We start from the raw sequence: 22774 nt of genomic DNA, 5'->3' as shown, positions 1-22774 counted from the left end.
GGCATCCGAAGCGCCGTGGCGCGCGTACCTGTTGCCATGACCGCCGTTCGGATCGCCAATTTCGTCGTGTTCCAGCTCGCCTGGTTCGCGGCCGTGCTCGGCGCGGCGCATGGCCATCCGCTGTGGGGCACGGCCTGCATCGCGGCGGCGATCGCCTGGCACCTGTGGGTGTCGGCCCGGCCCGCGCAGGAGGCCCGGCTGGTGGCCATCGCCTGCGCGCTGGGCGTGGTGATCGAGACCGGCCATGCGCTCGGTGGGCTGGTGCGCTATCCCTCGGGCCAGCCGGTCGCGCAGCTCGCGCCGTACTGGATGGTCGCCCTGTGGGGCCTGTTCGCGATCGCGCTCAACGTCACCTTGCGCTGGCTGCACCGGCGCTACCTGCTCGCGGCGGTGCTGGGCGCGGTGTGCGGGCCGGCGTCGTTCGTGGCGGGCGTGAAGCTGGGCGCGGCCCAGTTCGTCGACCGGGTGCCGGCGCTCGTGGTGCTGGCCGTCGTCTGGGCGGTGGCGATGCCGCTGCTGGTGTGGCTCGCACAGCGCTTCGACGGCGTGGGCGAGCCGCCGCGCTAGAAGTCGCGCGCGAGTGCGTCGGCCCGCGCCCTGGCGCGCGCGAGGTTCGCGGCCACCGCCTCGGGCGGTGCCAGCGTCGGTGCCACGGCCAGTTCCACCACGTCGACGATGCCGAGGAACTCGAGCCAGGTGCGCATGTACGGTTTCTGGAAATCGCGCGCATGCGAAGGCAGGCCCACCGGGTAGTCGCCCGCGCTCGAATAGACCAGCACCGCGCGCTTGCCGTGCAGCAGGCCGGTGTAGCCCTCCTGCGCCGACCAGCGCCAGTTCTCGCCCGGCAGGGTCACGACGTCGATGTAGTGCTTCAGCCGGTAGGGCAGGCCGAAGTTCCACATCGGCAGGCTGAACACGTACTTGTCGGCCGCGTTGAACTCCTGCGCGAGGCGCACGGCGCGCTGCCAGTGGCGCCGCTGCTCGTCGGTGGCGGCTTGCGCGCGCAGCACCGCGAACTTGGCGTCGATCATGGTGGCGTCGAAGGGCGGCAGGTCGAGCGCCCAGACGTCGAGGGTGCGGATCTCGGCCGCGGGGTCGCGCTCGCGCAGCCGCTGCAGGAAATGTTGCGCCGTGTCGATCGAGCGCGAACGCGTGCCCGAGGGCGAGGCCTGGATGTGGAGGATCGTCGAAGCCATGCCGCTCAGCCCTCCAGCGTGCGCAGGCCGATGGTGCCCGCCACCACCAGCGCGATGCAGGCCAGGCGCGGACCCGACAACGCCTCGCCGAAGGCGAGCACGCCCATCAGCACCACGCCGACCGAGCCGATGCCGGTCCACACCGCATAGGCCGGGCCCAACGGCAGATAGCGCAGCGACCTGGCGAGCAGGAAGATGCTCAGCAACGCGCTCGCCACGCCGACGACCGAGGGCCAGAGCCGGGTCCAGTCCTCCGAGCGCTTGAGCGCCGCGGCCATCGCGATCTCGACCAGGCCGGCCGCCAGCAGTAACAACCATCCCATGATCCGTTCCTCCGTTGTGTGCAGGGTTGATGTGGAGACGGATAATTCCGGCCCAGGCACCAAGCCACAAGTACGCACCTTCTGGTAACCATGGGAATCGCCATGCCCGCATCGAAGAAACCCGCCGCCGTGGCAGAGCCCGCGCCCGCCGACGTCTGGAGCGCCGGCTGCCCCTCGCGCCGCGTGCTCGAGCTCGTGGCCAACAAGTGGGCGCTGCTGATCATTCCGCTGCTGCGCGACGAGCCGCTGCGCAACAACGAACTGCTGCGCCGGGTAGGCGGCATCTCGCAGAAGATGCTCACGCAGACCCTGCGCGATCTCGAGATCAACGGCCTGGTGCTGCGCGAGGACCACCAGACCGTGCCGCCGCACGTCGAGTACCGGCTGAGCCCGCTGGGGCTGTCGTTGAGCCGCACGCTGATCGCGGTCGACCGCTGGGCCGAGGCCAATCACGCGGAGATCGACCGCGCGCGGCAGGCCGCGATCGCGGCGCTCTGAAGTCGCTATTCAGTCGAGCGTGATGCCCACGCGCTTGATGACACTGCCCCATTTCTCCGACTCGCTGCGCATCAGCCGCGCGAAGTCCTCGGGCGTGCCCGGCATCACGTCGCCGCCCGCGCCGGCCAGGCGCTGCGCCACGTCGGGCGCGGCCAGCACCTTCTGCAGCGAGGCATTGAGCCGCTGCACCACAGGCTGCGGCGTGCCCTTGGGCGCGAGGACGCCGAACCAGCCGATGGCCTCGAAGCCCGGGTAGCCCGACTCGGCCACGGTCGGCAGCTCGGGCGCGATCGGCGAGCGCGTGGCGCTGGTGACCGCCAGCGCATGCAGCCGGCCAGCCTTCACCAGCGGCATCGAGGTCACCATGGTGTCGAAGGCGAAGCTGACCTGGCCGCCCATCAGGTCGGTGAGCATCGGGCCCGCGCCCTGGTAGGGAATGTTCGAGACCTCGATGCCGGCCTGCGCCTTGAAGGCCTCCACCGCCAGGTGGGTGGTGCTCGCGCGCACGCCCGAGCCGTAGTTGATCTTGCCGGGCGCGGCCTTGGCGGCGGCCACCAGCTCCTTCATGTTCTTCGCGGCGAAGCGCGGATTGGCCACCACCATCAGCGGCGTGCGCGCGGCCGTGCCCACGGGCACCAGGTCGTTGAACACGTCGAAGCGCATGTCCTTGTAGAGGAAGTGGTTCACCACCACCGCGGTGCTGCCCATCAGCAGCGTGTAGCCGTCGGCCGTGCTCTTGGCCACGTAGTCGGCCGCGATGTTCTGCGAGGCGCCGGGCCGGTTCTCGACCAGCACCGGCTGGCGCAGGTCCTGCGCGAGCTTCTCGCCGACGATGCGCGCCGCGAGGTCGGCCGGCCCGCCGGGCGGGAAGCCCACCACCAGGTGGATCGGCTTCGAGGGATAGGCACCTTGCGCGATGGCGTGCAGGGGCGCGGCCAGAGCGAGGCCGGCGGCGAGCAGCAGCGCGCGGCGCGGCGAGGAAGGGCGATGGCGGAAAGTCATGGCATGTCTCCAGCAAGAGGGCGTGCGGATGCGCCCTCGGGTTCGTGTTCAGGGGATGTGGCTCTGATGCGCGGCGCTTGGCGAAGGCCAGTGCGCGCGCAGGAAGGGCAGCAGCTCGGCGAGCACCGCCTCGGGCGCTTCTTCCATCATCAGGTGGCCGCAGTCGATCTCGCCGCCGCCCACGGGCGTGCCTTCGGCCGCCGCGTCGCGCCAGATGTGGACCGGCGTGCGTTCGGCCGGGAAGCGCCCACGCTCCCACAGCACATGCACCGGGCAGCGCACGCGCTCGCCGGCGGCACGGCCGTGTTCGTCGTGTTCGAGGTCGATCGACGCGGCGGCGCGGTAGTCCTCGATCATCGCGTGGCGCACGCTCTCGCGCGAGAAGGCGCGCAGGTACTCGGCATGGGCCTCGGGCGTCACCGCGTCGAAGCGCCGCACCATGTTGCGCAGCGTCCAGTCGAGGAAGAAGGCCGGGTCGGCCGCGAGCAGGCGCTCGGGCAGGTCGAAGGGCTGGGCCAGCATGAACCAGTGCCAGCTCTTGAGGCCGAAGTCCTTGTTCGCGCGCGCCCACATCTCGACGGTGGGAATCACGGTGATCGAGCCGAAGGCCGCGACGCGTTCCGGATGGTCGAGGCACAGCCGGTGCGCCACGCGCGCGCCGCGGTCGTGGCCGATCGCCGCGAAGCGCTCGAAGCCCAGCGCGCGCATCAGCGCCGCCTGGTCGGCCGCCACCGCGCGCTTGCTGTGCGCCGCGTGCAGCGGATCGCCGGGCGGGCCGAGGCTGTCGCCATAGCCGCGCAGGTCGGCCGCCACCACCGTGTAGTGGCGCGCGAGCACCGGCGCCACCCGGTGCCAGGCCGCATGCGTCTGCGGGTAGCCGTGGAGCAGCAGCAGGGGCGGGCCCGAGCCGCCGATCTCCGCGAAGATCCGCGCCTCGCCCACGTCGACGAGGCGCGGCTCGAAGCCGTCGATGAAGGCGCGCGTCATGCCGCCACCTCCAGCCGATCGGGCGCGATCGCGAGGATCGCGGGCTCGAAGAAACCGGCCATCAGCCCGAGCTGCCGCTCCATCATGTGGCGGCCCTCGTGCGCGATGCAGCCGCGCTCGCGCGCCAGCTGCAGCAGCGGCGTGACGGCCGGCGCCATGATGACCTCGGCCACCCAGAGGCCGGTGCGCAGCGCGCTGGCGGGCACGGGCAGTGGATCGTCCGCGCGCATGCCGACGGGCGTGGCGTTCACCAGCAGTTCGGCCTCGCCGGGCTCGCGGCCGTTCCAGGTGCCGGCCTCGACGCCATTCCGTTGCAATTGCCGCGCGAGTGCCTCGGCCTTCGCCGTGTCGATGTCGCACACACGCACCGAGCGCGCCCCGGCATCGGCGAGCGCGAAGGCAATGGCCGAGGCCGCGCCGCCCGCGCCCGCGATGCAGGCCGCGCGTCCGCGCGGATCGAAGCCCGCGGCGCGCAGGCCCGCCACGAAGCCGCTGCCATCGAGCAGTTCGCCCTGCCAGCCGCCCCGCGCGGTGCGGCGCACCACGTTGGCGGCGTTGGCGCGCCGGGCACCGGGCAGCAGGCCGTCGCCGAGCAGGTCCGCCACGCGCTGCTTGTGCGGCACGGTGACGATGAAGCCCGCGAGGTTGTGCAGCGTGAGCAGCGCGGGCAGCAGGGCCGCCACGTCGTCGGGGCGCACATGCATCGGCACCAGCACGGCATTGAGGCCCGCCTGCTGCAGCCGGGCCGTGAATGGCGCGGGCGCCTTCACTTGCGCGACCGGGTCGCCGAGGATGCCGAGCACCGCGGTGCGGCCGTCGAGCCGCAGCGCGGGTTGAAGAGAGACCTTCGTGTCAGTGGAGGGCATGTGCGTGTTCCTGCTGCGGTCGTGCGGCGGCATCGAGCCAGCGCCTGGCCGTGGTGTACGCCAGTTCGGCGCGCCTTGCCATGCCGAGGTGATGGTGGCGCACGGCCGAGGGCGCCTCGATCGACAGCACGGCATCGGCCACCACCGCATCGAGCACATCCGCCAGCGGCAGCGCGCCTTCACCCGGCAGCAGGCGGTGCGCGCGCGCCTCCTCGCCGGGCGACAGGGCCGGATGGCGCCGCGCGGGCGCATCGCTGAACTGCGCCCAGCCGCGCGCAATTCTCGGCGTGCGCGCGATGCGATCGGCCGCCGCGCCGCTGCGAAAGAAGTGCAGCGTGTCGACCAGCACATGCACGTTCGATCGTCCGGTCTCGCGCACCAGCCGCAGCGCGGCATCGAGCGTGGGCACGGCCGTGTAGACCATGAATTCGAGCCCGAGCGAGAGGCCGTGCGCGCCTGCGATCTCGCCGAGCGCCGCGAGGTGGGCGGCGGCCCGCGCCCGATCGTCGTCGTCGCCGTTCACCACCAGCCAGCGCGCGCCCAGCGACGCCGCCACCGCCAGCATCGGCTCGAAGCGCCGCGCCTCGAAGCCGGCCGACAGCCGCACCACCTCGACGTCGTGCACCGCCACCTCCAGCGCGTTCATCAGCGCGCGCGTCTCGGCCAGCATCGGCGAGCCCTCGTGCATCGGGTGCGGCGCCTCGCCCGGCCGGGCCGGATGCAGGCGCAGGCCGACCGAGCGGAAGCCCGCCTCGCCGGCCGCGCGCACCAGTTCGGGCGGCGTGGCGTCGATCAGGCTCAGGTGCGCGAGCGAGAGCGTGCGGCCCACTACAGCGTCCCCTCGAGCACGGCGCCGTCGGCGATCAGGGTGCGGCGCAGTCGCGCGCGGTCCACGTCGCGCACGTCGCCGCTCCAGCCATCGTCGAGCGCGCACAGCGCCGCCGCGGTGCCGGCGGCCTGGCCCATCGCCATGCAGGTGCCCATCACGCGCACCGAGCTCTGCGCCTCGCGCGTGCTCGAGATGCAGCGCCCCGCCACCAGCAGCCGGCGCTGGCCGCGCGGCACCAGGCATTCGTAGGGGATGTCGTAGGAGCCGCCCTCGGCGATGGTCTCGTGCCGGTGGCCGTCGACCGCGAGGATGTCGAGCTCGTGGCCGCCCTTGGCGATGCCGTCGGCGCGCTTGCGGCCCTGCATGATGTCGGCCTCGTCGAGCACGTGCTCGCCGAGGATGCGCCGCGTCTCGCGCACGCCGATCTTCGGCGCCACCGCGGCCAGCGCCGCCTGCTCGAAGCCCGGCACGCGCCGGCGCAGGAAGGCCAGGCCCTGCGACACCTGCGCCATCAGCCGCGGCAGCGCCTCGCTCAGCGAGGCCGCGCGCGTGCCGTCCACGCCCGCGAGCTGGGTCGAGTTGATGCTGACCTCCTTGCGGGCGGTCGAGGTCGGCACGATCGCGAGCACCGAGGTCGGGTACATCTCGCCGGCATCGATCGCCTCCTTGAGCAGGCCCTGCGTGCCGCGCAGCAGCACCTTGGGCTGGCCCTGGGCATACAGCGCCTCGGCGCACTGGCGCGCATCCATGCCCAGGCCCGGGTAGTCGCCGAGGCCGAAGTGCGCCGGGTTGTCGCGCACGAAGCGCAGCAGCGGTTCGGTCTCGACGCCGCACACGCGGTAGACCAGGCTCGGCGGCTGCAGCGCGCCGGTGCCGGGCGCGCCTTTCTCGCTCGGTGCGCCCGCGGCCACCGCCACGTCGCCATCGCCCGAGCAGTCGATCACCACGCGCGCCGCGTACCAGGCCTCGCCGCCCTTGTGCATCAGCCGCACGCGGGTTTCATCGCCACCGGTCTCGATGCCGCAGAAGAAGGCCTGCACGCGCAGGTGCACGCCGGCCTCGGCCACGGCCTGCATCACGGCGATCTTCATGAGCTCGGTGTCGAAGCACACCAGGTGCAGCGCGCGGTAGTCGAACACCGGGCCGATGTAGCCGCCCAGCGGCTTGAGCCGGTCGAGCAGCTCGGTGACCACGCCGCCCACGATCCAGTCGCCGCGCGTCGAGAGGCAGCCGAGCATCGAGATGCCGCTGATCAGCTCGCCGCCGATCATCGGCGCCGATTCGACCAGCAGGGTGCGCGCGCCGCCGCGCGCGGCCGAGATCGCGGCCGCCACGCCCGCGCTGCCGCCGCCGATCACGATCACGTCGAAGCGGTTCTCGCCGGGGATGTCTTGTCTGTCCTTCATGCCTTCTTTCATTGCTTGGGAGCCGGCAGCGCCGGGAAGATCGTTTCCATGCCCATCGCGATCGCGAGCAGCGCGCGGTCGCTGTTCCACAGGCCGTCGATGGCCAGGCCTATCGGCAGGCCTTCGTCGGACAACGCGATCGGCACCGTCACGCCCGGCAGCACGGCCGTGCTGGTGGGGCCGGTGTTGGCGATGTAGGCGGCCAGCGTGCTGGTGGTGCGGCCGTTGATCGTCACGCTCATCTCGGTGCCGCGGATCGGCAGCGCCGGCGCCAACGTCACGGGATAGAGCAGGGCGTCAAGCCGGTTGCTCTCGAACGCGCCGCGCAGCAGCGCCTGCAGCTTCGGCCGCTCGACCTTGAGCGCGGTCTCGTAGGCCTCGCGCGTCGGCGCGCTGGCCGAGACGATGCGGTTGCGAAAGCCCGCCGCCACGTCGGGGCTCGCGATGTCGGCCACCAGTTGGTCGAGGCTCACGCCGGTCTTGTACTTCGCGAGAAAGGCGGCGATGCCCACGCGCGCTTCGTAGTCGGTGACCGGCGCGACCCTGGCCGCGACCTCGCGCAGCTGCGGGATCTCGATCTCGACGATCTGCGAGCCCGCGCCCTTGAGCTTGTCGAGTGCGGCATCGAAGGCGCGGCGCGTGGCCTCATCGGCGTTGTCGTAGAAGGCCGCGCGCGCCACGCCCAGGCGCAGGCCCGCGGGCGGCCTGGGCTGCGCCTCGCCGCGGCTGCCCGAGAGGATCTCGTCGAGCAGCGCCAGGTCGGCCACGCTGCGTGCCAGCGGGCCGATGGTGTCGCGCGCGGTCGAGACCGGCAGCACGCCGTCGCCCGAATAGCGGCCCGCGGTCGGTCGCAGCCCCACGATGCCGTTGAGCGCGGCCGGGATGCGCACCGAGCCGCCGGTGTCGGTGCCGAGCGCGGCCGGCACGATGCGCGCGCCCACGGCCGCGCCCGAGCCGCCGCTGGAGCCGCCCGCGAAGCGGCTCGGGTCGTAGGCATTGCCCACCGCGCCATAGGCGAAGTTGTTGCCGGTGGCGCCGAAGGCCAGCTCGTGCAGGTTGAGCTTGCCGATCACGATCGCGCCCTCGGCGCGCAGCCGCGCCACGGCCGGCGCGTCCTGCGTCGCCACATAGCCCTGCAGCGCGCGCGTGCCGCCGGTGAAGGGCAGGCCCTTGACGAGGATGTTGTCCTTGATCGCGACCGGCACGCCATGCAGCCGACCGAGCTTGCGGCCCTGCGCCACGGCGCGGTCGGCCTCGGCGCAGGCGCGGCGCGCGCCGATGCGGTCGATGGTGATGAAGGCGTGCAGCTCCTGGTGCAGGTCGGCCGCGCGCAGCGAGCGCTCGACCAGTTCGCAGCTGGTGGTGGTCTTCTCGCGGATCGCGGTGGCGGCCTCGAGCAGCGTGGGCATGGGCGCGGGCTGCGCGTGCGCGGCGCCGGCCAGCGCCAGGCAGGCGATCGCGGCGGCGGGTTGGAGGATGAGCTTCATGGGAGCAAGAGGAGGTGGGATGAATCAGGCATGCGCATCGAGCAGCCGCGCGATCGTGTCGGCGTGGTCGACCATCGCGTCGTGGCCGCCCTGCACCTCGACGAAGGTCCAGGCCGGGTCGTTGCGCAGCCGCGCCTTGTGCGCGTCGAACACCGGCATGGCGGGCGCCGAGGCCGCGATGTAGAGCCGCTTGCGTGCGGCCGCGCCGGGCGCGGCGCGCAGCGAGATCGGCTGCAGGTAGGTGCCGTTCGGGTGGTCGGTCAGGCGCGCGTCGACCCAGGCGATGTCGGCCGGATTGCCGAGGCCGAAGGCCTTGGCCGGCAGCTTGGGCCAGCGCGGATTGCCCGCGCGATGCGCGGCCTGCAGCTCGGCCTTGCCGGTGGCGTCGAGGTAGTCGAGCATGCGTTCGCCGTCGTGCGGCGCGAAGGCATCGAGGTACACCACCGTGTCGATGCGGCGCTCGGCGGCGAGCCGGTCGAGCGCGCCCGTGATCGGGTAGCCGCCATAGCTGTGGCCCATCAGCACCACCTGGCGCAGGTCCTGGCTGCGGATGAAGCCGGTCACGTCGGCGATGTGGGTCTCGAGGTCGATCGCGGTCGAGATCTCGCCGATGCGTTCGCCGACGCCCGCCAGCGTGAGCACGCGCACCTCGTGGCCCCGGGCGCGCAGCAGCGGGGTCAGCCGCTCCCACGACCAGGCGCCATGCCAGGCACCGTGCACCAGCACGAAGGTCTTGCCCGAGGGGCGCGGTGCCGGCGCGGCGCTGCCGCAGCCGGGCAGGGCGGTCGCGGCCGCCGAGGCGACCGTGGCCGCCGCCGCGGCACCGAGCGCGCCGCTGCTTTCGAGGAATCGTCTGCGTTCCATTGGGTTGTCTCCAGGTTCGAAGTTCATGAAAAAAGAAAAGGGGATTCAGCGCAGCGGCGACCAGTCGGCCGGCCGCAGCACCAGGCCGGTGTGCGTGCGTTCGTGCTGCCGCGCGGCGCGCGCCCAGTCGGCCCAGCCGGGCACCGCATCGGGCCGCGCCTGCAAGGCGGCGAGCGCGGCGAAGTCGTCGAAGGCCCACAGCACCAGCGCCTCGCTGCCGTTGCGCAGCGCGGTCTCGTAGGCGCCGAACAGGCGCGGCGCGCCCGGGCCCTCGATGCGCGCGGCGGCCTCGCCGAGCCGCGCGAGGTAGTCGGATGCGCCGCCGGCCTCGAGGCCGATGGTCTGCTGCAGCACCACCGGCGCGCGCACGCCCTCGGCCAGCAGCCGCGCGCGGTCGATGCTGTAGTCGGCCGCCACCAGCACGCGGTCGAAGCCGCCCGTGCGCTCGCCGTAGAAGCGCTCGAGCGGTTCGTGGAACAGGTCGGGCGTGGCGTCGAAGTGGCGCCCGAAGCCCTCCCAGCCGCCCTGCATCTCCCAGAAGGTCACGATCTCGGGCCAGCGCCCCGTGAGGAACACCGGCACCCAGGCCGCCATGCAGCCGTTGCTGGCAGAACCGCGCGCATTGCCCTCGGTGCGCACCAGGCGGCCCAGGGTCTCGAGATAGCGGGTGTGGGCGCCGGGCTGGCGCACGGGGTCGAGGATTTCGTGGAAATAGAGGCGCTGCATAAGACGGCGAGGTGTTTCGATGCTTGAACGCGAGGTGGCCTGGAATCGGTGTTTGTTCATGTATATGAACTGTTCCAGAATATAAACACGCAAACCGCGGCTGTCAAACACCCGGCGCATCGATCGATGGGACGCGGGCCGCGCGCTTCCTAGAATCGGCGCACCTCACAGCACAGGCACCCATGGACGCAGCAGACAGCAAGCCCCCCGAATCGGCCGCCGTGAAGTCGGCGGACCGGGTGCTCGACATCCTCCAGCTCCTCGCGCGCCAGGGCGGGGCGCTGACCCATCACGAGATCGGCATCGCGCTCGGCATTCCCAAGAGCAGCCTCACGCACCTGCTGCGCAACCTGGTGGCGCGCGAGTTCCTCGGCTTCGACGGCGCGCAGAGCACCTATGCGCTGGGCCCGGCCGTGTTCGAGCTGGTGCGCGGCAGCGGCCTGCGCGAACGGCTGATGGCGCAGGCCCGGCCCATCGTCGACTGGCTCGCGCGCACCGCGGGTGAGGCCACCTCGTTCTCGGTGCTGCGCGGCGACGAGGTCGAGCGCGCCTGCGTGGCCGAGTCGCGCGCGCCGCTGTCCTACCGCATGGCGGTGGGCGACAGCTTCCCGCTGTACTCGACCTCGGCCGGCAAGGCGATCCTCGCGGCCATGCCCGCGGCGCGGCGCCAGGCCTACCTCAAGAACGTGCGGCTGCAGGCCCAGACGCCCGCCACCGCCACCACGCTCGCGGTGCTCAAGCGCCAGCTCGAGGAGGTCGGCGAAAGCGGCATCGCCTATTCGCGCGGCGAGCACACGCCGGGCGTGGTGGGCATCGCCATCGCCATCGATTCGGGCGACCCGGCCGCGCCCGCGGCCTTCAACATCGTGGTGCCCGACGTGCGCTACACGCCGGAGTTCGACGCGCGCTGCGTCGAGCTGCTGGGCCAGGCGCGCGAGCGCTTCCACGCGGCGTCGCCCGCGCGCTGACGCACGACGAGACCGCCATGGCCCGCTTGCTCCACCGCCTCGCCGCGCTGCTGTGCGCCTGCACGCTGTCGCTGGGCGCGCAGGCCCAGGACTGGCCCGTGAGGCCCGTGCGCATCGTCGTGCCCGCGCCCGCGGGCAGCTCGCTCGACCTCATTGCGCGCACCCTGGCCGACCGCCTGCGCACCGCGTGGAAACAGCCGGTGGTGGTCGAGACCAAGGCCGGCGCCGGCGGGCTGATCGGCATGGACGCGGTGGCGAAGGCGCCGCCCGACGGCCATGTGCTGGGCATCGGCTTCAACGGCCCGATCGCCTTCGGCCCCTACATGTACGCGCGCATGCCGTACGCACCGGCGCGCGACCTGCTGCCGATCGTGCTGACCACCTCGCAGCCCAACGTGCTCGCGGTGCAGGCCAGCAACCCGGCGAACACGCTGCCCGAGTTCATCGCCTGGGTGAAGGGGCAGCGCGACCGCTTCAGCTATGCCTCGGTGGGCGCGGGCAGTTCCTCGCACCTCACGATGGAGCTGCTGCGCAGCGTCACGCACATCGAGGCGGTGCACGTGCCCTACGCGGGCTCGCCGCCGGCCGGGCTCTCGCTGGCCTCGGGCGACACGCAGGCGCTGTTCACCGTGGCGCCCGCGCTGCTGCCCCTGATCCAGGGCCAGCGCGTGAAGCTGATCGCGATCACCAGCGCGCAGCGCTTCGAGCTCATGAAGGAGTTGCCGACGGTCGCCGAGTCGGGCTACCCGGGCTTCGAGTCGCTGGCCTGGAATGGCCTGTTCGCGCCCGCCGGCACGCCGGGCGAGGTGGTGCGCCGCATCAATGCCGACGTCAACGCCGTGCTGCGCGATCCCGTCGTGCGCGAGCTGCTCGCCAACCAGGGGCTGGCCGTGGGCGGCGGCTCGCCCGAGGAATTCAGGGCCTTCATCGACAGCGAAGGCCGCAAGTGGGGCGCGATCATCGCCAAGGTCGGCATCCGGCTCGACCAGTGATCACGGCCCTCGATCCGTTTCTCATCGCATCACGAACAACGAACAAGAGGAGTGCCCCATGGCCGATTTCCCGCAGGACATCTACACCGAACCCGAGCCCGATCCGCACACGCTCGCCAACCTCGGACCGCTGACCGGCCTGGCCGGCATCTGGATGGGCACCATGGGCCACGACGTGAGCCCGAAGGAGGACGGCCCCGAGGCCGAGGCCTTCATCGAACATGCCGAGTTCCAGCCGATCGACGCGCAGACCAACGGCCCGCAGATCTTCTATGGCCTGCGCTATCACCTGCGCATCGTGAAGCCCGACGATGTCGAGACCTTCCACGACCAGGTCGGCTATTGGCTCTGGGAGCCGGCCACCGGCGCGCTGGTGCAGACCCTGTCGATCCCGCGCGGCCTCACGGCCATGGCCACCGGCCAGGCCGCGCCCGACGCGCGCAGCTTCCGCCTCGAGGCCGTGCGCGGCGGCGACACCAACGGCATCGTCGCCAACCCCTTCCTCGAGCATGCGTTCAAGACCCTGCGCTACACCATCGACGTGACGTTGCACGACGACGGCAGCTGGTCGTACGAGCAGACCACGCTGCTCGACGTGCGCGGCAAGCCCGAGCCTTTCGCCCATACCGACCGCAACACGCTGCGCAAGATCGGCGAGCCGACGCCGAACCCGACCGCGCAAGCGGCGCTGGCCGAGGCCGCGGGATCGGTGGCTTCGGCGGTCGCTGCTGCCGAAGCAGGGGACACGATGATTCCGATTCCGCCCGCCGACGACAGCGTGAAGCCCGCGGTGCCGGGCGTGCCCGACGCGCTGGCCTAAGCCGTCGGCATCCGCTCGAAGGCCTGCAGCGCGGGATCGAGCGCATCCCACGCCAGCCCGCGCACGCGGTACGTGAGCACCTGCGGCGCGAAGCGTTCGGGCTCGTCGAGGCTGCCCGCATGCACCGCGATCAGCTCGGGCATGCCCGAAAAGCGCACGAACAGCGGCGTGCCGCAGACCGGGCAGAAGGCATGGCGCTTCTGCTGGCCGCTGTCGGCCGCGATCTCCCATTCGGTGGTCTCGCCGGTGATCGCCATCTCGGCGCGCGCCGGAAAAGTCAGGTACGAACCATGCCCGGTACCGCTGCGCCGCCGGCAGTCGCTGCACTGGCAATGGTTCTGGAAGATCGGCGCATGCGGCGTGCTGTAGCGGATCGCGCCGCAGGCGCAACCGCCGGTGTAGGGCTGGGTCATGGCGCTTCTCCTGGTGCGCGGCCTCAGGCCGCCTTGGGCTTCGCGAAGACGTCGATGCCCTCGCCGGTCTCGAGCAGCGACTTGAGGCTCGACAGCACGATCGGCCAGCCCTGCTGGATGCCCTTGGCCATGCCGCTGCCGGCCTCGAGCTCGTCGTGCGTGACGGTGAGCCGCACCATGTCCTCGTACGGCACGATGTCGAAGGCCACGCGGCTGTAGGCCTGGGGATCGGCCGCCTGCGAGGCGCCGGCCCAGGTGATGACCAGCCGCGTCGGCGGCGCGATCTCGACCACCTGGCCCACCAGCTCGACCGTGCGCTCGTCGCTGGCGCGTACGTGCTGCCACGGCGAGCCGGGTTTCCAGTCGGAGACGTTCTCGTGGCCCCAGTAGCGCCGCGCGATCTCGGGCCGGGTGATGGCCTCGAACACCTTCTCGGGCGTCGAGCGGATGTAGGTCACGTAGACATAGCTGATCTTCTCTGGCTTCATCGTCACTCTCCTTCGAGTTCCTTCTTGAGGTCGTGCAGCAGCGTGAGCCGCTGATGTTCGAACTTGCGCACCCAACGCTCGTAGACCTCGTGCAGCGGCACCGGGTTGATGAAGTGCAGCTTCTCGCGGCCGCGCCAGACCGTGGTCACCAAGTTGGCCGCCTCGAGCAGCCCGATGTGCTGCGTGACCGATTGCCGCGCCATGTCCAGGTGCTCGCAGAGCTCGCCGAGCGTCTGCCCGTTGTGGTCGTGCAGCAGATCGAGCAGCTTCCTGCGGGTCGGGTCGCCCAGTGCCTTGAAAACCTTGTCAGCGTCCATTCGTCGTTGTTCGTGCGTGAGCGGATGATATGCAGGCAAATACCTGCATGTCAAGCCGACCCGTGCCGCGACGATGGCCGAGAGGTTGCTTCAGGAGATCGCCGCTTCCACGTCCGCGTGGAACTTCGCCGAGCAGCACTCGGTCGCGCCGAGGTACAGCGAGGCCTGCGCGCCGCTCGCGAGCGTGGACTGCACCGACACGCCAAGTGCGAAGTCCTCGGCCAGCGCGCCCCAGTACGAATCGAGGTTGCGGTGCCAGTGCCGCTGCGCCTTCTCGTTCGCGGGCGGCTCGGGGATCAGCATGGTCGCGATCACGCGCGAGCGCTCGGGGGCCTCGGGCAGCACGGTGAAGGCGTTCGCATGGTCGCCCTCGTGCAGGATGAAGGTGGCCGGAAAGAAGTAGTAGATGACGTTCGAATGCGGCCCGAGCTGCCACTGGTCCTCGGGCAGCTCGCTCAGCCGCTCGATGCCGCGCTTGGGCAGGAAGAGGCGCTGGTGCGCGCCCTCGTGGTCGGCGATCAGCAGGTTGTCGTGGAACAGGCCCGCGATGCTGTCGCGGTGCGCGTACTGGAAGTGATAGGTCTCGAGGTTGGCCTCGAACGGGATCTTCCAGTTGGCGGCGTTCGCGAACTCGCGCTGGTCGAACGGCACCCAGCGGTCGTAGCCCCAGTGGCGCAGGTCGGCGCCGAAGCGGCCGAGCCAGCTTTCCATGTCGATGCGCGCATCGTCCTCGCCATGGGCCACGCGCGGAATCGCCCAGACGAAGCCCAGCGCCTCGGCCACGGGCACGCGCGCGAGCTGGCAGTCGGCAGCCGGCGCATGCGGAAAGTCGGCCTCGCCGGGCCGTCCGCGCAGGCTGCCGTCGAGCCCGTAGGTCCAGCTGTGGTACGGGCACACGAACACGCGCTGGTTCGACGCGCCGGCCGGCCGCAGCCGCGCGCCGCGATGGCGGCAGGCATTGACGAAGCCGCGCAGCTCGCCTTCGCGCGTGCGCACCAGCAACAGCGGCATGCCGGCCGCGTCGATGGCCAGCGTGTCGCCGGGCCGTGCGAGCGCGGCCGAGGGGCACAGCGCCAGCGGATGGCGGCGGAAGATGCGCTCGACCTCGCGCGCATGGCGCTCGGGGTCGAGGTAGCGCGACACCGGGCTCAGCGAAGGTTCGCCGCGCTCGCTGCCGCCGCTGGCGATCAATGCCAGCGCGCGCCGGATCAGCGCCTTCTGTTCGTCATGCTGCATGCGCCTGTGCCATCGATGCGGCCTCCACGGGTGGGGGCTTCATTGTGGCCAGCGGCGCCCGGCGCGGCTTGTCTCAACTGGTCGAGGCTTCGTCGAATCCCTCGAATCCCTCGAAGCGCGCGAAGTCCTCGACCGCCCGCCGCGGCATCGCCATCCGGTTGACCTCGGCCGACGGATCGCCCCAGCCCATCGACATGCCGCAGGCCGTGACCTCCTCGGGTGGCATGCCCAGCCGCGCCGCGATCAGCGCATGGAAGGGCGCGAACGACACCTGCGGGCAGGTGTCGATGCCGCGCGCCTTGGCCGCGATCATCACGTTCTGCACGAACAGGCCGAGGTCGAGCCAGCTGTGGCGCGCGAGCCGCGCATCGATGCCGAAGATCAGCCCGACCGGCGCGCCGAAGAAGCCGTAGTTGCGCCGCGTCTGCCGCGCGCGGGCCGCGGCGTCCGCGCGGTCGATGCCCAGCGCGCCGTAGTAGCACGCCGCGAAGGCCGACTGGTGCTCGCAGAAGGGGCCGGGCAGCGGATCGGGAAAGTGCGCGGGCGCCTCGAAATCGCCGGCCACGAAGGCCGCGTCTAGCGCAGCGCCGAGCGCCTTCAGCGGCGCGCCGGCCAGCACGTGCACGCGCCAGGGCTGGGTGTTCGAATTGCTCGGCGCCGTGGCCGCCACCTGCAGGATCTCGCGCACCAGCGCCTGCGGCAGCGGCCGCGGCGCAAAGGCGCGCACCGAGCGGCGCGCGCGCAGCACCGCGTCGACATGGCGTGCGCTGTCGGTGGGAGCGTCGGCCCGCCGCATCGCTCAGTCCCGTGGTGCCGGGTGGTAGGCGATGCGCCCCGCCGGCAGGAAGAACAGCGCGATCACCGCGCCGCCGCGCGCCTCGGGGTAATGGTGGCTGCCCGGCGCGGGCGCGGTCCAGCCAGCTTCGCACCAGCCGTTGGGCCCGTTGAGCGCGGCGCCTTCGTTGAGCGGCACCACCATGTTGAACTCGCCGTAGGGATGGGCGTGGTACTGCCCGCGGTAGGCGTGGCCCGGGTTGCCCTGCGTGTTGCCGGTGCTGTCCATGTAGACGGCCGTGATGCTGAAGCCCAAGGTGCGCTCCGAGGGCTCGGCGATGCGACTGCGGCGGTAGATGGGCCCGTCGAGTTCGACATTGGCGGCCCAGCCGTCGCGCACGCCCTGCCTCACCAGCCGCGCCAGCGACTGGTAGAGCGCGCTGTCGGGGCCATGGGTGCGGTTGAGCCACTGCTCGACCTCGGTGCCCGTGGTCATGTCCTTGATCTCCTCGAGGAAGGGAAGGCTTCGCTCGATCAGTTCCTCGCGGTCGGTGTGCGTCGTGCTCATGTCTTTGCTCGTGGGGTTGAAAGTTTCATTCGTCCGAGCGGAAGCCCGAGGCCCGCACCACGGGTCCCCAGGCTTCGCGCTCGCGCCGGATCTGGCGTGCGTAGTCGTCGGGCGCCAGCGTGTGGACCTCGAGGCCGACCTGGTCGAAGGCCGCGCGCAGGCCCGGGTCCTTGCTGGCCACGACCATCGCCTCGTGCAGCGCGTGCACGCCGGCCTCGGGCGTGCCGGGCGGCGCGAACACGCCGTAGTTCTCGGCGCCGCGGATCTGCGCGAAGCCCTGCTCGGCGAAGGTGGGCACGGCCGGCATGAAGCGCGAGCGCTGCTCGCCGCTCACGGCGAGGATGCGCAGCTTCCCCGACTGCAGGTAGGGCAGGAAGTCGGCCACGAAGCCGAGGTAGGCGGGGATCTGGCGGCCCAGCAGGTCCTGCATCGCCGGCGCCGAGCCGCGGTAGCCTACGTGCTGCAGCTTGAGCCCGCCGGCCTCCGACAGCTGCCAGCCGAGGAAGTGCGCCACCGAGCCCGCAGCCGGCGAGGCGTAGCTGGCACCCGTGGGCGTGGCGCGCACCCACGCCACGTAGTCCTGCAGTGTCTTCACCGAGGCCGGCACCGCCGCGCTCACCGCGAGCGCGCAGGTCGCGATCACCAGCGGCGAGACCGGCACGAAGTCGGTGGCCGGGTCGTAGGCCAGCTTGCTGTAGACATGCGGATAGATCGTGAGCGCCGAGGCCTGCGTGCACAGCAGCACGCTCGCATCGGGCTTCTCGCGCTTGAGCTGGCCGCTCGCGATGCGCCCGGCCGCGCCCGCGCGGTTGTCGACGATGTAGTGCCGGCCCTGCTTGCGCCAGGCCTCGGCGAGCTGCCGCGCCGTGGTGTCGAGCGTGCCGCCGGCCGGGTAGCCGACCAGCAGCTTGCCCGGGCTGCCCTGCGATTGCGCGAAGGCGCGCGGCAGCCAGCCGGCGGCCGGAAGGGCGAGCGCGGCCTGCGCGAAGCGGCGGCGTGTGAGTGCGTTCATGGCGGGCCTCGTGGGTGTGGGGTGGCCGAATGATCGGCCGGCCCCGAATTGAATGGAACTGGTGCTTTTTCAAGCGCAGAATGCACGGCATTCAACTCACGAAGAAGCGCGCCATGAGCATCGGACGCATGGACCTCAACCTGCTGAAGGTCTTCGACGCGGTCTTCGAGGACCGCAACCTGATCCTGGCCGGCCGCCGGCTCAACCTCAGCCAGTCGGCCGTGAGCCATGCGCTCACGCGGCTGCGCGAGCTGGTGGGCGATGAGCTGTTCGTGCGCACCGGCAAGGGCATGCAGCCCACCGGCCGCGCGAGCGCGATGGCGCCCGCGCTGCGCGATGCGCTGCGCCGCATCGAGGCCATGCTCGGCGTCGAGCCCTTCGAGCCCGCGCTGTCCTCGCGCCGCTTCACGATCGCGGCCAACGACCACATCACGGCGGTCATCGTCGCCGGCCTCACGCGCGCGCTGCAGCAGGCTGCGCCCGGCGTCGACCTGGTGATCCGGCCCTCGACCCGGCTCGACCTCGCCGAACAGATCGACCTGGGCCGCATCGACCTCGCCATCGGCACCTTCTCGCAGGTGCCGGCGCGGCTCAATGCGCGCACCCTGCTGTCGCAGGGCGAGGTGATCCTGATGCGCAAGGGCCATCCGGCGGCCAGGCGCAAGCTCGCGGTGCGCGACCTCGCGAAGTACGCGCTGGTCACCACCTCGCTCGGCGGGCAGGAGGAGGGCGCCGTCGACGGCTTCATCCTCGAGCGCGGCCTTGCGCGCCAGTCCGAGATGTTCGACCGCTCCGCGCTCGCAGAGGCACTGGCCGCGATCGGCCAGGCGCCGCGCCTGCGCGTGACCGTGCCGCATTCGCTGGCCATTCCCGCGCTGCTGCGCGAGAGCGACATGCTGTCGATCGTGCCGGCCTCGCTCGGCGCCTATCTGGCGCGTGCCGGCGAACTGCTGCAGCGCCAGCCGCCGTACCGCGCCGCCACCGCGGTCACGCGCGCGGTCTGGCACGGGCGCAACGACCACGACGCCGCGCATGCCTGGCTGCGCGAGATGGTGGCCGCGGCGGCCAGGGCGGCCGGCGGCGAGGGCTGAAGCGCTAGAAGTCGTCGAGCTTCAGCTTGCCCAGCCGTGCCACGATCAGGTCGTGCAGCGTCTGCGCTGCCACCGACAGGCTGCCCTCGCTGCGCTGCACCAGGTAGACCGTGCGCGTGAGCGCGGGCAGCGGCAGCGGCCGCGTCACCAGCGTCTCGCGCCGGAAGTGGAACAGCGTGAGCGCCGGCACCACGCTGATGCCGAGCCCGGCCTCGACCAGCCCCATCACCGTGGCCAGGTGCTCGACCTCGAACACCGCGTTGAGCCGCAGCGGATGCAGCGCCACGTCGAGCGCCTGCCGCACGCTGCTGTTGCGCGCCATCTGGATGAAGGGCCAGGGCGCGAGCTTCTTGGCCGTGAGCCGGGTCTCGCGCGCGAGCGGATGGTCGGTGCGGCACACCAGGTGGAAGCGGTCGGCGCACAGCCGCTGGCCGCGCAGGTCGCTGTAGGCCGCCTCGCCCGCGCCCGAGGCCGCGAGCGCGAAGTCGGCCTGGCCGCTGCGCACCAGCGCGATGCAGGCGTCGGACAGCGCATCGTCGAGGTCGATGCGGATGCCGGGCCAGGCCTGCATGAACTCGGCGAACACGCTCGGCAGCCAGCCCGCGGCCAGCGAGGGCAGGGCGGCCACGCGCACCCGGCCCTTGCGGCGCTCCACGTGGTCGGCCAGGTCGGCCATGGCGCCGCCCATGTCGTCGAGCAGACGGCGCGCCGAGCCCTCGAACAGCCGACCCTCGGGCGTGAGCTGCACGCTGCGCGTGTCGCGGTCGAACAGCCGCGTGCCCACCGCGTCTTCGAGCGTGCGGATCAGCGCGCTGAACGCCGGCTGCGACAGATGGCTGGCCTGCGCCGCGCGCGTGAAGCTGCGCAGCTCGGCCAGCGCGAGGAAGGCGCGCAGCTGGCGGGTCGAGAGATCGGGTGTCTTGCGCGCGGCGGTGCTGCTGGTGCTCATCGCTTGTCTCCGGGGCTCGGTCGTTGTTATTCGAAATTCAGATCAATCGATCTGAACTTTCGATTTTACGGATCAGGTACGGGTGCCTACAGTCGCCGGCCATGGACTCCCCCGCATCGCCGCCCCTCCTGATCGGATGCGCCGCCGGTTTCTCCGGCGACCGCACCGACGCCGCCGGACCGGTGGTCGACACCCTGATCGCGCGGCTGCGCCATGGCCCCGCCGGCCAGCGCGCCTTCCTGATCTTCGAGACGCTGGCCGAGCGCACGCTCGCACTCGCCCAGCTGCGCCGCCGCGCCGACCCCGAGGCGGGCTACGAACCGCTGCTCGACGCCATGCTGCGCCCCGTGCTCGCGCGCTGCCTCGCCCACGGCATCCGCATCGTCAGCAACTTCGGCGCTGCCAACCCGCGCGCCGCCGCGCGCCACATCGCGCGCATGGCCCGCGAGCTCGGCGCGCCGGTGCCGCGCATCGCGGTGGTGGAGGGCGACGACCTCTCGGGCCCGGCCCACCGCGCGCTGCTGCGCGAGGCGCTCGGCGCCGCGATGGACGGGCTGCGGGTGGTCAGCGCCAATGCCTACATCGGCGCCGAGCCGATCGCCGCCGCGCTCGACGCGGGCGCGCAGGTGGTGGTGTGCGGCCGCGTGGCCGATCCCTCGCTGACCGTCGGTCCCGTGCTGTCGCACTTCGGCTGGCGCGCCGACGATTGGCACCGGCTCGGCCGCGCGACCATGGCCGGGCACCTGCTCGAATGCGGCGCGCAGGTCTGCGGCGGCTACTTCGCCGACCCCGGCTACAAGGACGTGCCGGGCCTCGCGGCCGTGGGCTTTCCCATTGCCGAGATCGATGCCGACGGCCACTGCACCATCGGCAAGGCCGACGGCACCGGCGGTCTCGTGAGCGAGGCCACGGTGAAGGAGCAGCTGCTCTACGAGGTGCACGACCCCGCCGCCTACCTCACGCCCGACGTGGTGGCCGACATCGCCGAGGCTGAGGTGCATGCACTGCCCGGGCCCGATCGCGTGGCGCTCTCGGGCGTGCGCGGCCATGCGCGGCCCGCGCACTACAAGGTCAACGTCTGCCACGAGGGCGGCTGGCTCGCCGAGGGCGAGATCTCCTATGCCGGCCCGCGTGCCGAGGCACGGGCACGGCTCGCGGCGCAGGTGCTGCGCGAACGGCTCGAGGGGCTCGCGCTGCGCGTGGACCTGATCGGCGCGCTGAGCATCTTCGGCGACGACGCCGGCCAGGCGCTCGCGGCCACGCCCGACAGTGGATTGCGCGACGTGCGGCTGCGCGTGGCCGCCACCCATGCCGAGCGCGCGCAGGCCGAGCGGCTGGCACGCGAGGTCACGGCCCTCTACACCTGCGGGCCCGCGGGCGGCGGCGGCGTGCGCACCGCGCTCACGCCGCGGCTCAACACCATCTCGTGCCTGCTGCCGCGCGAGGCGGTGCCGGTGCGCTTCGAACTGCTCGATGAAGGAGAGGGCGCATGAGCTCGGAACACCCGTACCTCGACGTCCCCCTCTACCGCGCCGCCCACGGCCGCACCGGCGACAAGGGCGATCGCTCGAACATCAGCGTCATCGCCTGGCATCCGGCGCTCTATGCCGTGCTCGCCGAGCAGCTCACGCCCGAGCGCGTGGCCCAGCAGTTCCGCCACCGCGCGCCTTCGCAGGTGCAGCGCTTCCTGCTGCCGAAGCTGCACGCCATGAACTTCGTGCTCGACGCCGTGCTCGACGGCGGCGTCAACGATGCGCTCAACCTCGACACCCACGGCAAGGCGCTCTCGTTCCTGCTGCTCGACATGCCCGTGCGCGTGCCGAGCGAGCTTGCGCATCACCTGGCCGGCCCCTGAGCGCCGAAGCAACCCTTCACCGCATTTCCAACCATCGATCCCGGAGACAACAAGACCATGAACCGACGTTCCCTCACCCTGCTAGGCGCAGCGCTGGCCCTGGCCCCGCTGCTGGGCCAGGCGCAGTCCTTCCCCGAGAAGCCGATCACCTTCGTCGTGCCCTTCGCGGCCGGCACCGCCACCGACCAGATCGCGCGTGCCCTCGGCAACGTCATCACGGCCGAGACCAAACAGGCCGTCGTCATCGACAACCGCGCCGGCGCCAGCGGCTTCATCGCCTCGCAGTTCGTCGCCAAGGCGCCGGCCGACGGCTACACCGTGCTCGTCACCACCAACACCACGCACGCGGCCAACGAGCATCTCTACAAGAAGCTGCCCTACGACCCGGTGAAGGACTTCGCGCCCGTCGCCGGCCTGGGCAAGGGCGGCCAGATCATGGTGGTGAACCCGGCCTCGAACGTGAAGAGCGTGGCCGACTTCATCGCGCTCGCGAAGAAGGAGCCGGGCAAGCTGAGCTTCGGCAGCGGCAGTTCGTCGAGCCGCATGGCCGGCGAGCTGCTGCAGCAGATGGCCGACATCAAGCTGCTGCACGTGCCCTACAAGAGCAACACCCTGGCCGTGACCGACCTGCTCGGCGGCCAGATCGACATGATGATCACCGACACCGCCACCGGCCTGCCGCAGGTCAAAGGTGGCAAGCTGCGCGCGCTCGGCATGTCGAGTGCCAGCCGCTCGCCGCTCGCGCCCGACGTGCCCACCATCGCCGAGGCCGGCGTCAAGGGTTACGAGATGGGCTACTGGTTCGCCGCCTACGCACCCGCCAAGACCCCGCCGGCCATGGTCAAGCGCCTCAACGAACTGCTGGTGAAGGCCGCGAAGAGCGACAGCGCGAAGACCGCCTTCTACGAGCCGAGCGGCACCGAGGTCTTCACCACCTCGCCCGAGGAACTGGCGAAGTTCCAGGCCGGCGAATCGCAGAAGTGGGGCCGCATCGTGAAGGCGGCCGGCATCGAGGCCGAGTAAACGAGTTCCAGGGCCGGGGTTTTCTTCCCCGGCCCCACGACACCCGCCGACCGGCTTGCCGGCCGCGCGGCGGCGGCGCGCATC

26 protein-coding genes and 1 pseudogene are annotated in these 22774 nt (G+C 71.8%); 9 read left to right on the top strand and 18 right to left on the bottom strand.

Annotation, left to right across the window (positions count from 1 at the left end; all coding sequences use genetic code 11):
• Positions 1-36 precede the first annotated feature (36 nt).
• Positions 37-567 (top strand): DUF2878 domain-containing protein, encoded by a 531-nt coding sequence (locus AC07PU_RS07130; protein WP_495316382.1) that lies wholly within the window; start codon positions 37-39, stop codon positions 565-567.
• Here the strand turns inward: AC07PU_RS07130 and AC07PU_RS07125 are convergent.
• Entirely contained in the window at positions 564-1196 is a 633-nt protein-coding gene (locus AC07PU_RS07125; protein WP_495316380.1) for an FMN-dependent NADH-azoreductase, read from the bottom strand. The two genes, AC07PU_RS07130 and AC07PU_RS07125, sit on opposite strands and share 4 nt — an antisense overlap.
• A 5-nt stretch (positions 1197-1201) precedes the next feature.
• Complete coding sequence (locus AC07PU_RS07120; RefSeq protein WP_495316378.1) at positions 1202-1519, bottom strand: DMT family transporter; 318 nt, start codon at positions 1517-1519, stop codon at positions 1202-1204.
• Positions 1520-1621: 102 nt separating this feature from the next.
• Here AC07PU_RS07120 and AC07PU_RS07115 point away from each other — a divergent pair, with 102 nt between their 5' ends.
• Positions 1622-2017, top strand: a complete 396-nt coding sequence (locus tag AC07PU_RS07115) for a winged helix-turn-helix transcriptional regulator (RefSeq protein WP_203205431.1) — start codon at positions 1622-1624, stop codon at positions 2015-2017.
• 9 nt (positions 2018-2026) lie between these two features.
• Here the strand turns inward: AC07PU_RS07115 and AC07PU_RS07110 are convergent, their stop codons facing one another.
• From AC07PU_RS07110 to AC07PU_RS07075, 8 genes are read right to left on the bottom strand one after another with little or no spacing between them, the layout of a single operon-like run.
• The gene (locus AC07PU_RS07110; RefSeq protein WP_495316375.1) at positions 2027-3019 is read right to left on the bottom strand and encodes a tripartite tricarboxylate transporter substrate binding protein; all 993 of its coding nucleotides are present in this window, start codon (positions 3017-3019) and stop codon (positions 2027-2029) included.
• 48 nt (positions 3020-3067) lie between these two features.
• Positions 3068-4006: an alpha/beta fold hydrolase gene (locus AC07PU_RS07105; protein ID WP_495316373.1), complete on the bottom strand. Its 939-nt coding sequence runs from the start codon at positions 4004-4006 to the stop codon at positions 3068-3070.
• Entirely contained in the window at positions 4003-4872 is an 870-nt protein-coding gene (locus AC07PU_RS07100; RefSeq protein ID WP_495316371.1) for a shikimate dehydrogenase family protein, read from the bottom strand. Before AC07PU_RS07100 ends, AC07PU_RS07105 begins: the two co-directional genes overlap by 4 nt.
• Positions 4859-5701 carry a sugar phosphate isomerase/epimerase family protein gene (locus AC07PU_RS07095; RefSeq protein ID WP_495316369.1) on the bottom strand — a complete coding sequence of 281 codons (843 nt, stop codon included), beginning with the start codon at positions 5699-5701 and terminating at the stop codon, positions 4859-4861. Before AC07PU_RS07095 ends, AC07PU_RS07100 begins: the two co-directional genes overlap by 14 nt.
• Entirely contained in the window at positions 5701-7107 is a 1407-nt protein-coding gene (locus AC07PU_RS07090; protein ID WP_495316367.1) for an FAD-dependent oxidoreductase, read from the bottom strand. The genes AC07PU_RS07095 and AC07PU_RS07090 overlap by 1 nt, the downstream gene beginning before the upstream one ends.
• Positions 7108-7115: 8 nt before the next feature.
• Complete coding sequence (gene iaaH / locus AC07PU_RS07085) at positions 7116-8594, bottom strand: indoleacetamide hydrolase (RefSeq protein ID WP_495316365.1); 1479 nt, start codon at positions 8592-8594, stop codon at positions 7116-7118.
• Between the two features lie 24 nt (positions 8595-8618).
• Positions 8619-9458, bottom strand: a complete 840-nt coding sequence (locus AC07PU_RS07080) for an alpha/beta hydrolase (RefSeq protein WP_495316363.1) — start codon at positions 9456-9458, stop codon at positions 8619-8621.
• Between the two features lie 45 nt (positions 9459-9503).
• A complete protein-coding gene (locus tag AC07PU_RS07075) occupies positions 9504-10184 on the bottom strand; it encodes an NIPSNAP family protein (protein WP_495316361.1) in 681 nt (226 codons plus the stop codon).
• Between the two features lie 182 nt (positions 10185-10366).
• On the opposite strand from AC07PU_RS07075, the gene AC07PU_RS07070 reads away from it, so the two are divergent.
• The 3 genes and pseudogenes from AC07PU_RS07070 to AC07PU_RS07060 form a co-directional block, all read left to right on the top strand.
• Positions 10367-11152, top strand: a complete 786-nt coding sequence (locus AC07PU_RS07070; protein ID WP_057596327.1) for an IclR family transcriptional regulator — start codon at positions 10367-10369, stop codon at positions 11150-11152.
• A 17-nt stretch (positions 11153-11169) separates the two neighbouring features.
• Positions 11170-12144, top strand: coding sequence for a Bug family tripartite tricarboxylate transporter substrate binding protein (locus tag AC07PU_RS07065; RefSeq protein ID WP_495316358.1), 975 nt, complete (start codon positions 11170-11172; stop codon positions 12142-12144).
• Positions 12145-12202: 58 nt separating this feature from the next.
• Positions 12203-12835: pseudogene (locus AC07PU_RS07060) on the top strand (FABP family protein); the annotation flags it as partial.
• Positions 12836-12960: 125 nt separating this feature from the next.
• Here the strand turns inward: AC07PU_RS07060 and AC07PU_RS07055 are convergent.
• From AC07PU_RS07055 to AC07PU_RS07025, 7 genes are all read right to left on the bottom strand, one after another.
• Entirely contained in the window at positions 12961-13377 is a 417-nt protein-coding gene (locus tag AC07PU_RS07055; protein WP_495316356.1) for a GFA family protein, read from the bottom strand.
• A 23-nt stretch (positions 13378-13400) separates the two neighbouring features.
• The gene (locus AC07PU_RS07050) at positions 13401-13865 is read right to left on the bottom strand and encodes an SRPBCC family protein (protein ID WP_203205444.1); all 465 of its coding nucleotides are present in this window, start codon (positions 13863-13865) and stop codon (positions 13401-13403) included.
• 2 nt (positions 13866-13867) lie between these two features.
• Entirely contained in the window at positions 13868-14182 is a 315-nt protein-coding gene (locus AC07PU_RS07045) for an ArsR/SmtB family transcription factor (protein ID WP_431512380.1), read from the bottom strand.
• A gap of 90 nt (positions 14183-14272) precedes the next feature.
• Complete coding sequence (locus tag AC07PU_RS07040; protein WP_495316353.1) at positions 14273-15418, bottom strand: aromatic ring-hydroxylating oxygenase subunit alpha; 1146 nt, start codon at positions 15416-15418, stop codon at positions 14273-14275.
• Positions 15419-15491: 73 nt separating this feature from the next.
• Complete coding sequence (locus AC07PU_RS07035) at positions 15492-16214, bottom strand: nitroreductase (RefSeq protein WP_495316351.1); 723 nt, start codon at positions 16212-16214, stop codon at positions 15492-15494.
• A 3-nt stretch (positions 16215-16217) separates the two neighbouring features.
• Entirely contained in the window at positions 16218-16760 is a 543-nt protein-coding gene (locus AC07PU_RS07030) for a 4-hydroxylaminobenzoate lyase (RefSeq protein WP_479672168.1), read from the bottom strand.
• A gap of 25 nt (positions 16761-16785) precedes the next feature.
• Complete coding sequence (locus AC07PU_RS07025; protein ID WP_495316349.1) at positions 16786-17772, bottom strand: tripartite tricarboxylate transporter substrate-binding protein; 987 nt, start codon at positions 17770-17772, stop codon at positions 16786-16788.
• Between the two features lie 113 nt (positions 17773-17885).
• Here AC07PU_RS07025 and AC07PU_RS07020 point away from each other — a divergent pair, with 113 nt between their 5' ends.
• A complete protein-coding gene (locus AC07PU_RS07020) occupies positions 17886-18863 on the top strand; it encodes a LysR family transcriptional regulator (RefSeq protein ID WP_495316347.1) in 978 nt (325 codons plus the stop codon).
• Positions 18864-18867: 4 nt separating this feature from the next.
• On the opposite strand, the gene AC07PU_RS07015 is transcribed toward AC07PU_RS07020, so the two are convergent.
• Positions 18868-19812, bottom strand: a complete 945-nt coding sequence (locus tag AC07PU_RS07015) for a LysR family transcriptional regulator (RefSeq protein WP_490880505.1) — start codon at positions 19810-19812, stop codon at positions 18868-18870.
• 101 nt (positions 19813-19913) lie between these two features.
• Between AC07PU_RS07015 and AC07PU_RS07010 the strand changes: the two genes are divergently transcribed.
• From AC07PU_RS07010 to AC07PU_RS07000, 3 genes are read left to right on the top strand one after another with little or no spacing between them, the layout of a single operon-like run.
• Positions 19914-21305, top strand: coding sequence for an acyclic terpene utilization AtuA family protein (locus tag AC07PU_RS07010; RefSeq protein WP_495316345.1), 1392 nt, complete (start codon positions 19914-19916; stop codon positions 21303-21305).
• Positions 21302-21667 carry an AtuA-related protein gene (locus AC07PU_RS07005; protein WP_495316343.1) on the top strand — a complete coding sequence of 122 codons (366 nt, stop codon included), beginning with the start codon at positions 21302-21304 and terminating at the stop codon, positions 21665-21667. The genes AC07PU_RS07010 and AC07PU_RS07005 overlap by 4 nt, the downstream gene beginning before the upstream one ends.
• A gap of 57 nt (positions 21668-21724) precedes the next feature.
• On the top strand, positions 21725-22690 hold the full coding sequence (locus AC07PU_RS07000; protein WP_495316340.1) for a Bug family tripartite tricarboxylate transporter substrate binding protein: 966 nt from the start codon (positions 21725-21727) through the stop codon (positions 22688-22690).
• The last annotated feature ends 84 nt before the right edge of the window (positions 22691-22774 follow it).

It is taken from the genome of Variovorax sp. GW821-FHT10D07, from assembly GCF_059415325.1.
The sequence above is the reverse complement of the archived record's forward strand: the minus strand, read 5'-3'. Positions and strand labels throughout refer to the sequence as shown.

Coding starts and splice junctions, on each gene's coding strand:
- AC07PU_RS07120 (WP_495316378.1), bottom strand. CDS start 1,519: ATGGGATGGTTGTTACTGCTGGCGGCCGGCCTGGTCGAGATCGCGATG.
- AC07PU_RS07035 (WP_495316351.1), bottom strand. CDS start 16,214: ATGCGGCGGGCCGACGCTCCCACCGACAGCGCACGCCATGTCGACGCG.
- AC07PU_RS07010 (WP_495316345.1), top strand. CDS start 19,914: ATGGACTCCCCCGCATCGCCGCCCCTCCTGATCGGATGCGCCGCCGGT.
- AC07PU_RS07055 (WP_495316356.1), bottom strand. CDS start 13,377: ATGACCCAGCCCTACACCGGCGGTTGCGCCTGCGGCGCGATCCGCTAC.
- AC07PU_RS07020 (WP_495316347.1), top strand. CDS start 17,886: ATGAGCATCGGACGCATGGACCTCAACCTGCTGAAGGTCTTCGACGCG.
- iaaH (WP_495316365.1), bottom strand. CDS start 8,594: ATGAAGCTCATCCTCCAACCCGCCGCCGCGATCGCCTGCCTGGCGCTG.
- AC07PU_RS07130 (WP_495316382.1), top strand. CDS start 37: ATGACCGCCGTTCGGATCGCCAATTTCGTCGTGTTCCAGCTCGCCTGG.
- AC07PU_RS07105 (WP_495316373.1), bottom strand. CDS start 4,006: ATGACGCGCGCCTTCATCGACGGCTTCGAGCCGCGCCTCGTCGACGTG.
- AC07PU_RS07110 (WP_495316375.1), bottom strand. CDS start 3,019: ATGACTTTCCGCCATCGCCCTTCCTCGCCGCGCCGCGCGCTGCTGCTC.
- AC07PU_RS07030 (WP_479672168.1), bottom strand. CDS start 16,760: ATGAGCACGACGCACACCGACCGCGAGGAACTGATCGAGCGAAGCCTT.
- AC07PU_RS07045 (WP_431512380.1), bottom strand. CDS start 14,182: ATGGACGCTGACAAGGTTTTCAAGGCACTGGGCGACCCGACCCGCAGG.
- AC07PU_RS07025 (WP_495316349.1), bottom strand. CDS start 17,772: ATGAACGCACTCACACGCCGCCGCTTCGCGCAGGCCGCGCTCGCCCTT.
- AC07PU_RS07005 (WP_495316343.1), top strand. CDS start 21,302: ATGAGCTCGGAACACCCGTACCTCGACGTCCCCCTCTACCGCGCCGCC.
- AC07PU_RS07050 (WP_203205444.1), bottom strand. CDS start 13,865: ATGAAGCCAGAGAAGATCAGCTATGTCTACGTGACCTACATCCGCTCG.
- AC07PU_RS07080 (WP_495316363.1), bottom strand. CDS start 9,458: ATGGAACGCAGACGATTCCTCGAAAGCAGCGGCGCGCTCGGTGCCGCG.
- AC07PU_RS07075 (WP_495316361.1), bottom strand. CDS start 10,184: ATGCAGCGCCTCTATTTCCACGAAATCCTCGACCCCGTGCGCCAGCCC.
- AC07PU_RS07070 (WP_057596327.1), top strand. CDS start 10,367: ATGGACGCAGCAGACAGCAAGCCCCCCGAATCGGCCGCCGTGAAGTCG.
- AC07PU_RS07115 (WP_203205431.1), top strand. CDS start 1,622: ATGCCCGCATCGAAGAAACCCGCCGCCGTGGCAGAGCCCGCGCCCGCC.
- AC07PU_RS07000 (WP_495316340.1), top strand. CDS start 21,725: ATGAACCGACGTTCCCTCACCCTGCTAGGCGCAGCGCTGGCCCTGGCC.
- AC07PU_RS07125 (WP_495316380.1), bottom strand. CDS start 1,196: ATGGCTTCGACGATCCTCCACATCCAGGCCTCGCCCTCGGGCACGCGT.
- AC07PU_RS07040 (WP_495316353.1), bottom strand. CDS start 15,418: ATGCAGCATGACGAACAGAAGGCGCTGATCCGGCGCGCGCTGGCATTG.
- AC07PU_RS07090 (WP_495316367.1), bottom strand. CDS start 7,107: ATGAAGGACAGACAAGACATCCCCGGCGAGAACCGCTTCGACGTGATC.
- AC07PU_RS07100 (WP_495316371.1), bottom strand. CDS start 4,872: ATGCCCTCCACTGACACGAAGGTCTCTCTTCAACCCGCGCTGCGGCTC.
- AC07PU_RS07065 (WP_495316358.1), top strand. CDS start 11,170: ATGGCCCGCTTGCTCCACCGCCTCGCCGCGCTGCTGTGCGCCTGCACG.
- AC07PU_RS07015 (WP_490880505.1), bottom strand. CDS start 19,812: ATGAGCACCAGCAGCACCGCCGCGCGCAAGACACCCGATCTCTCGACC.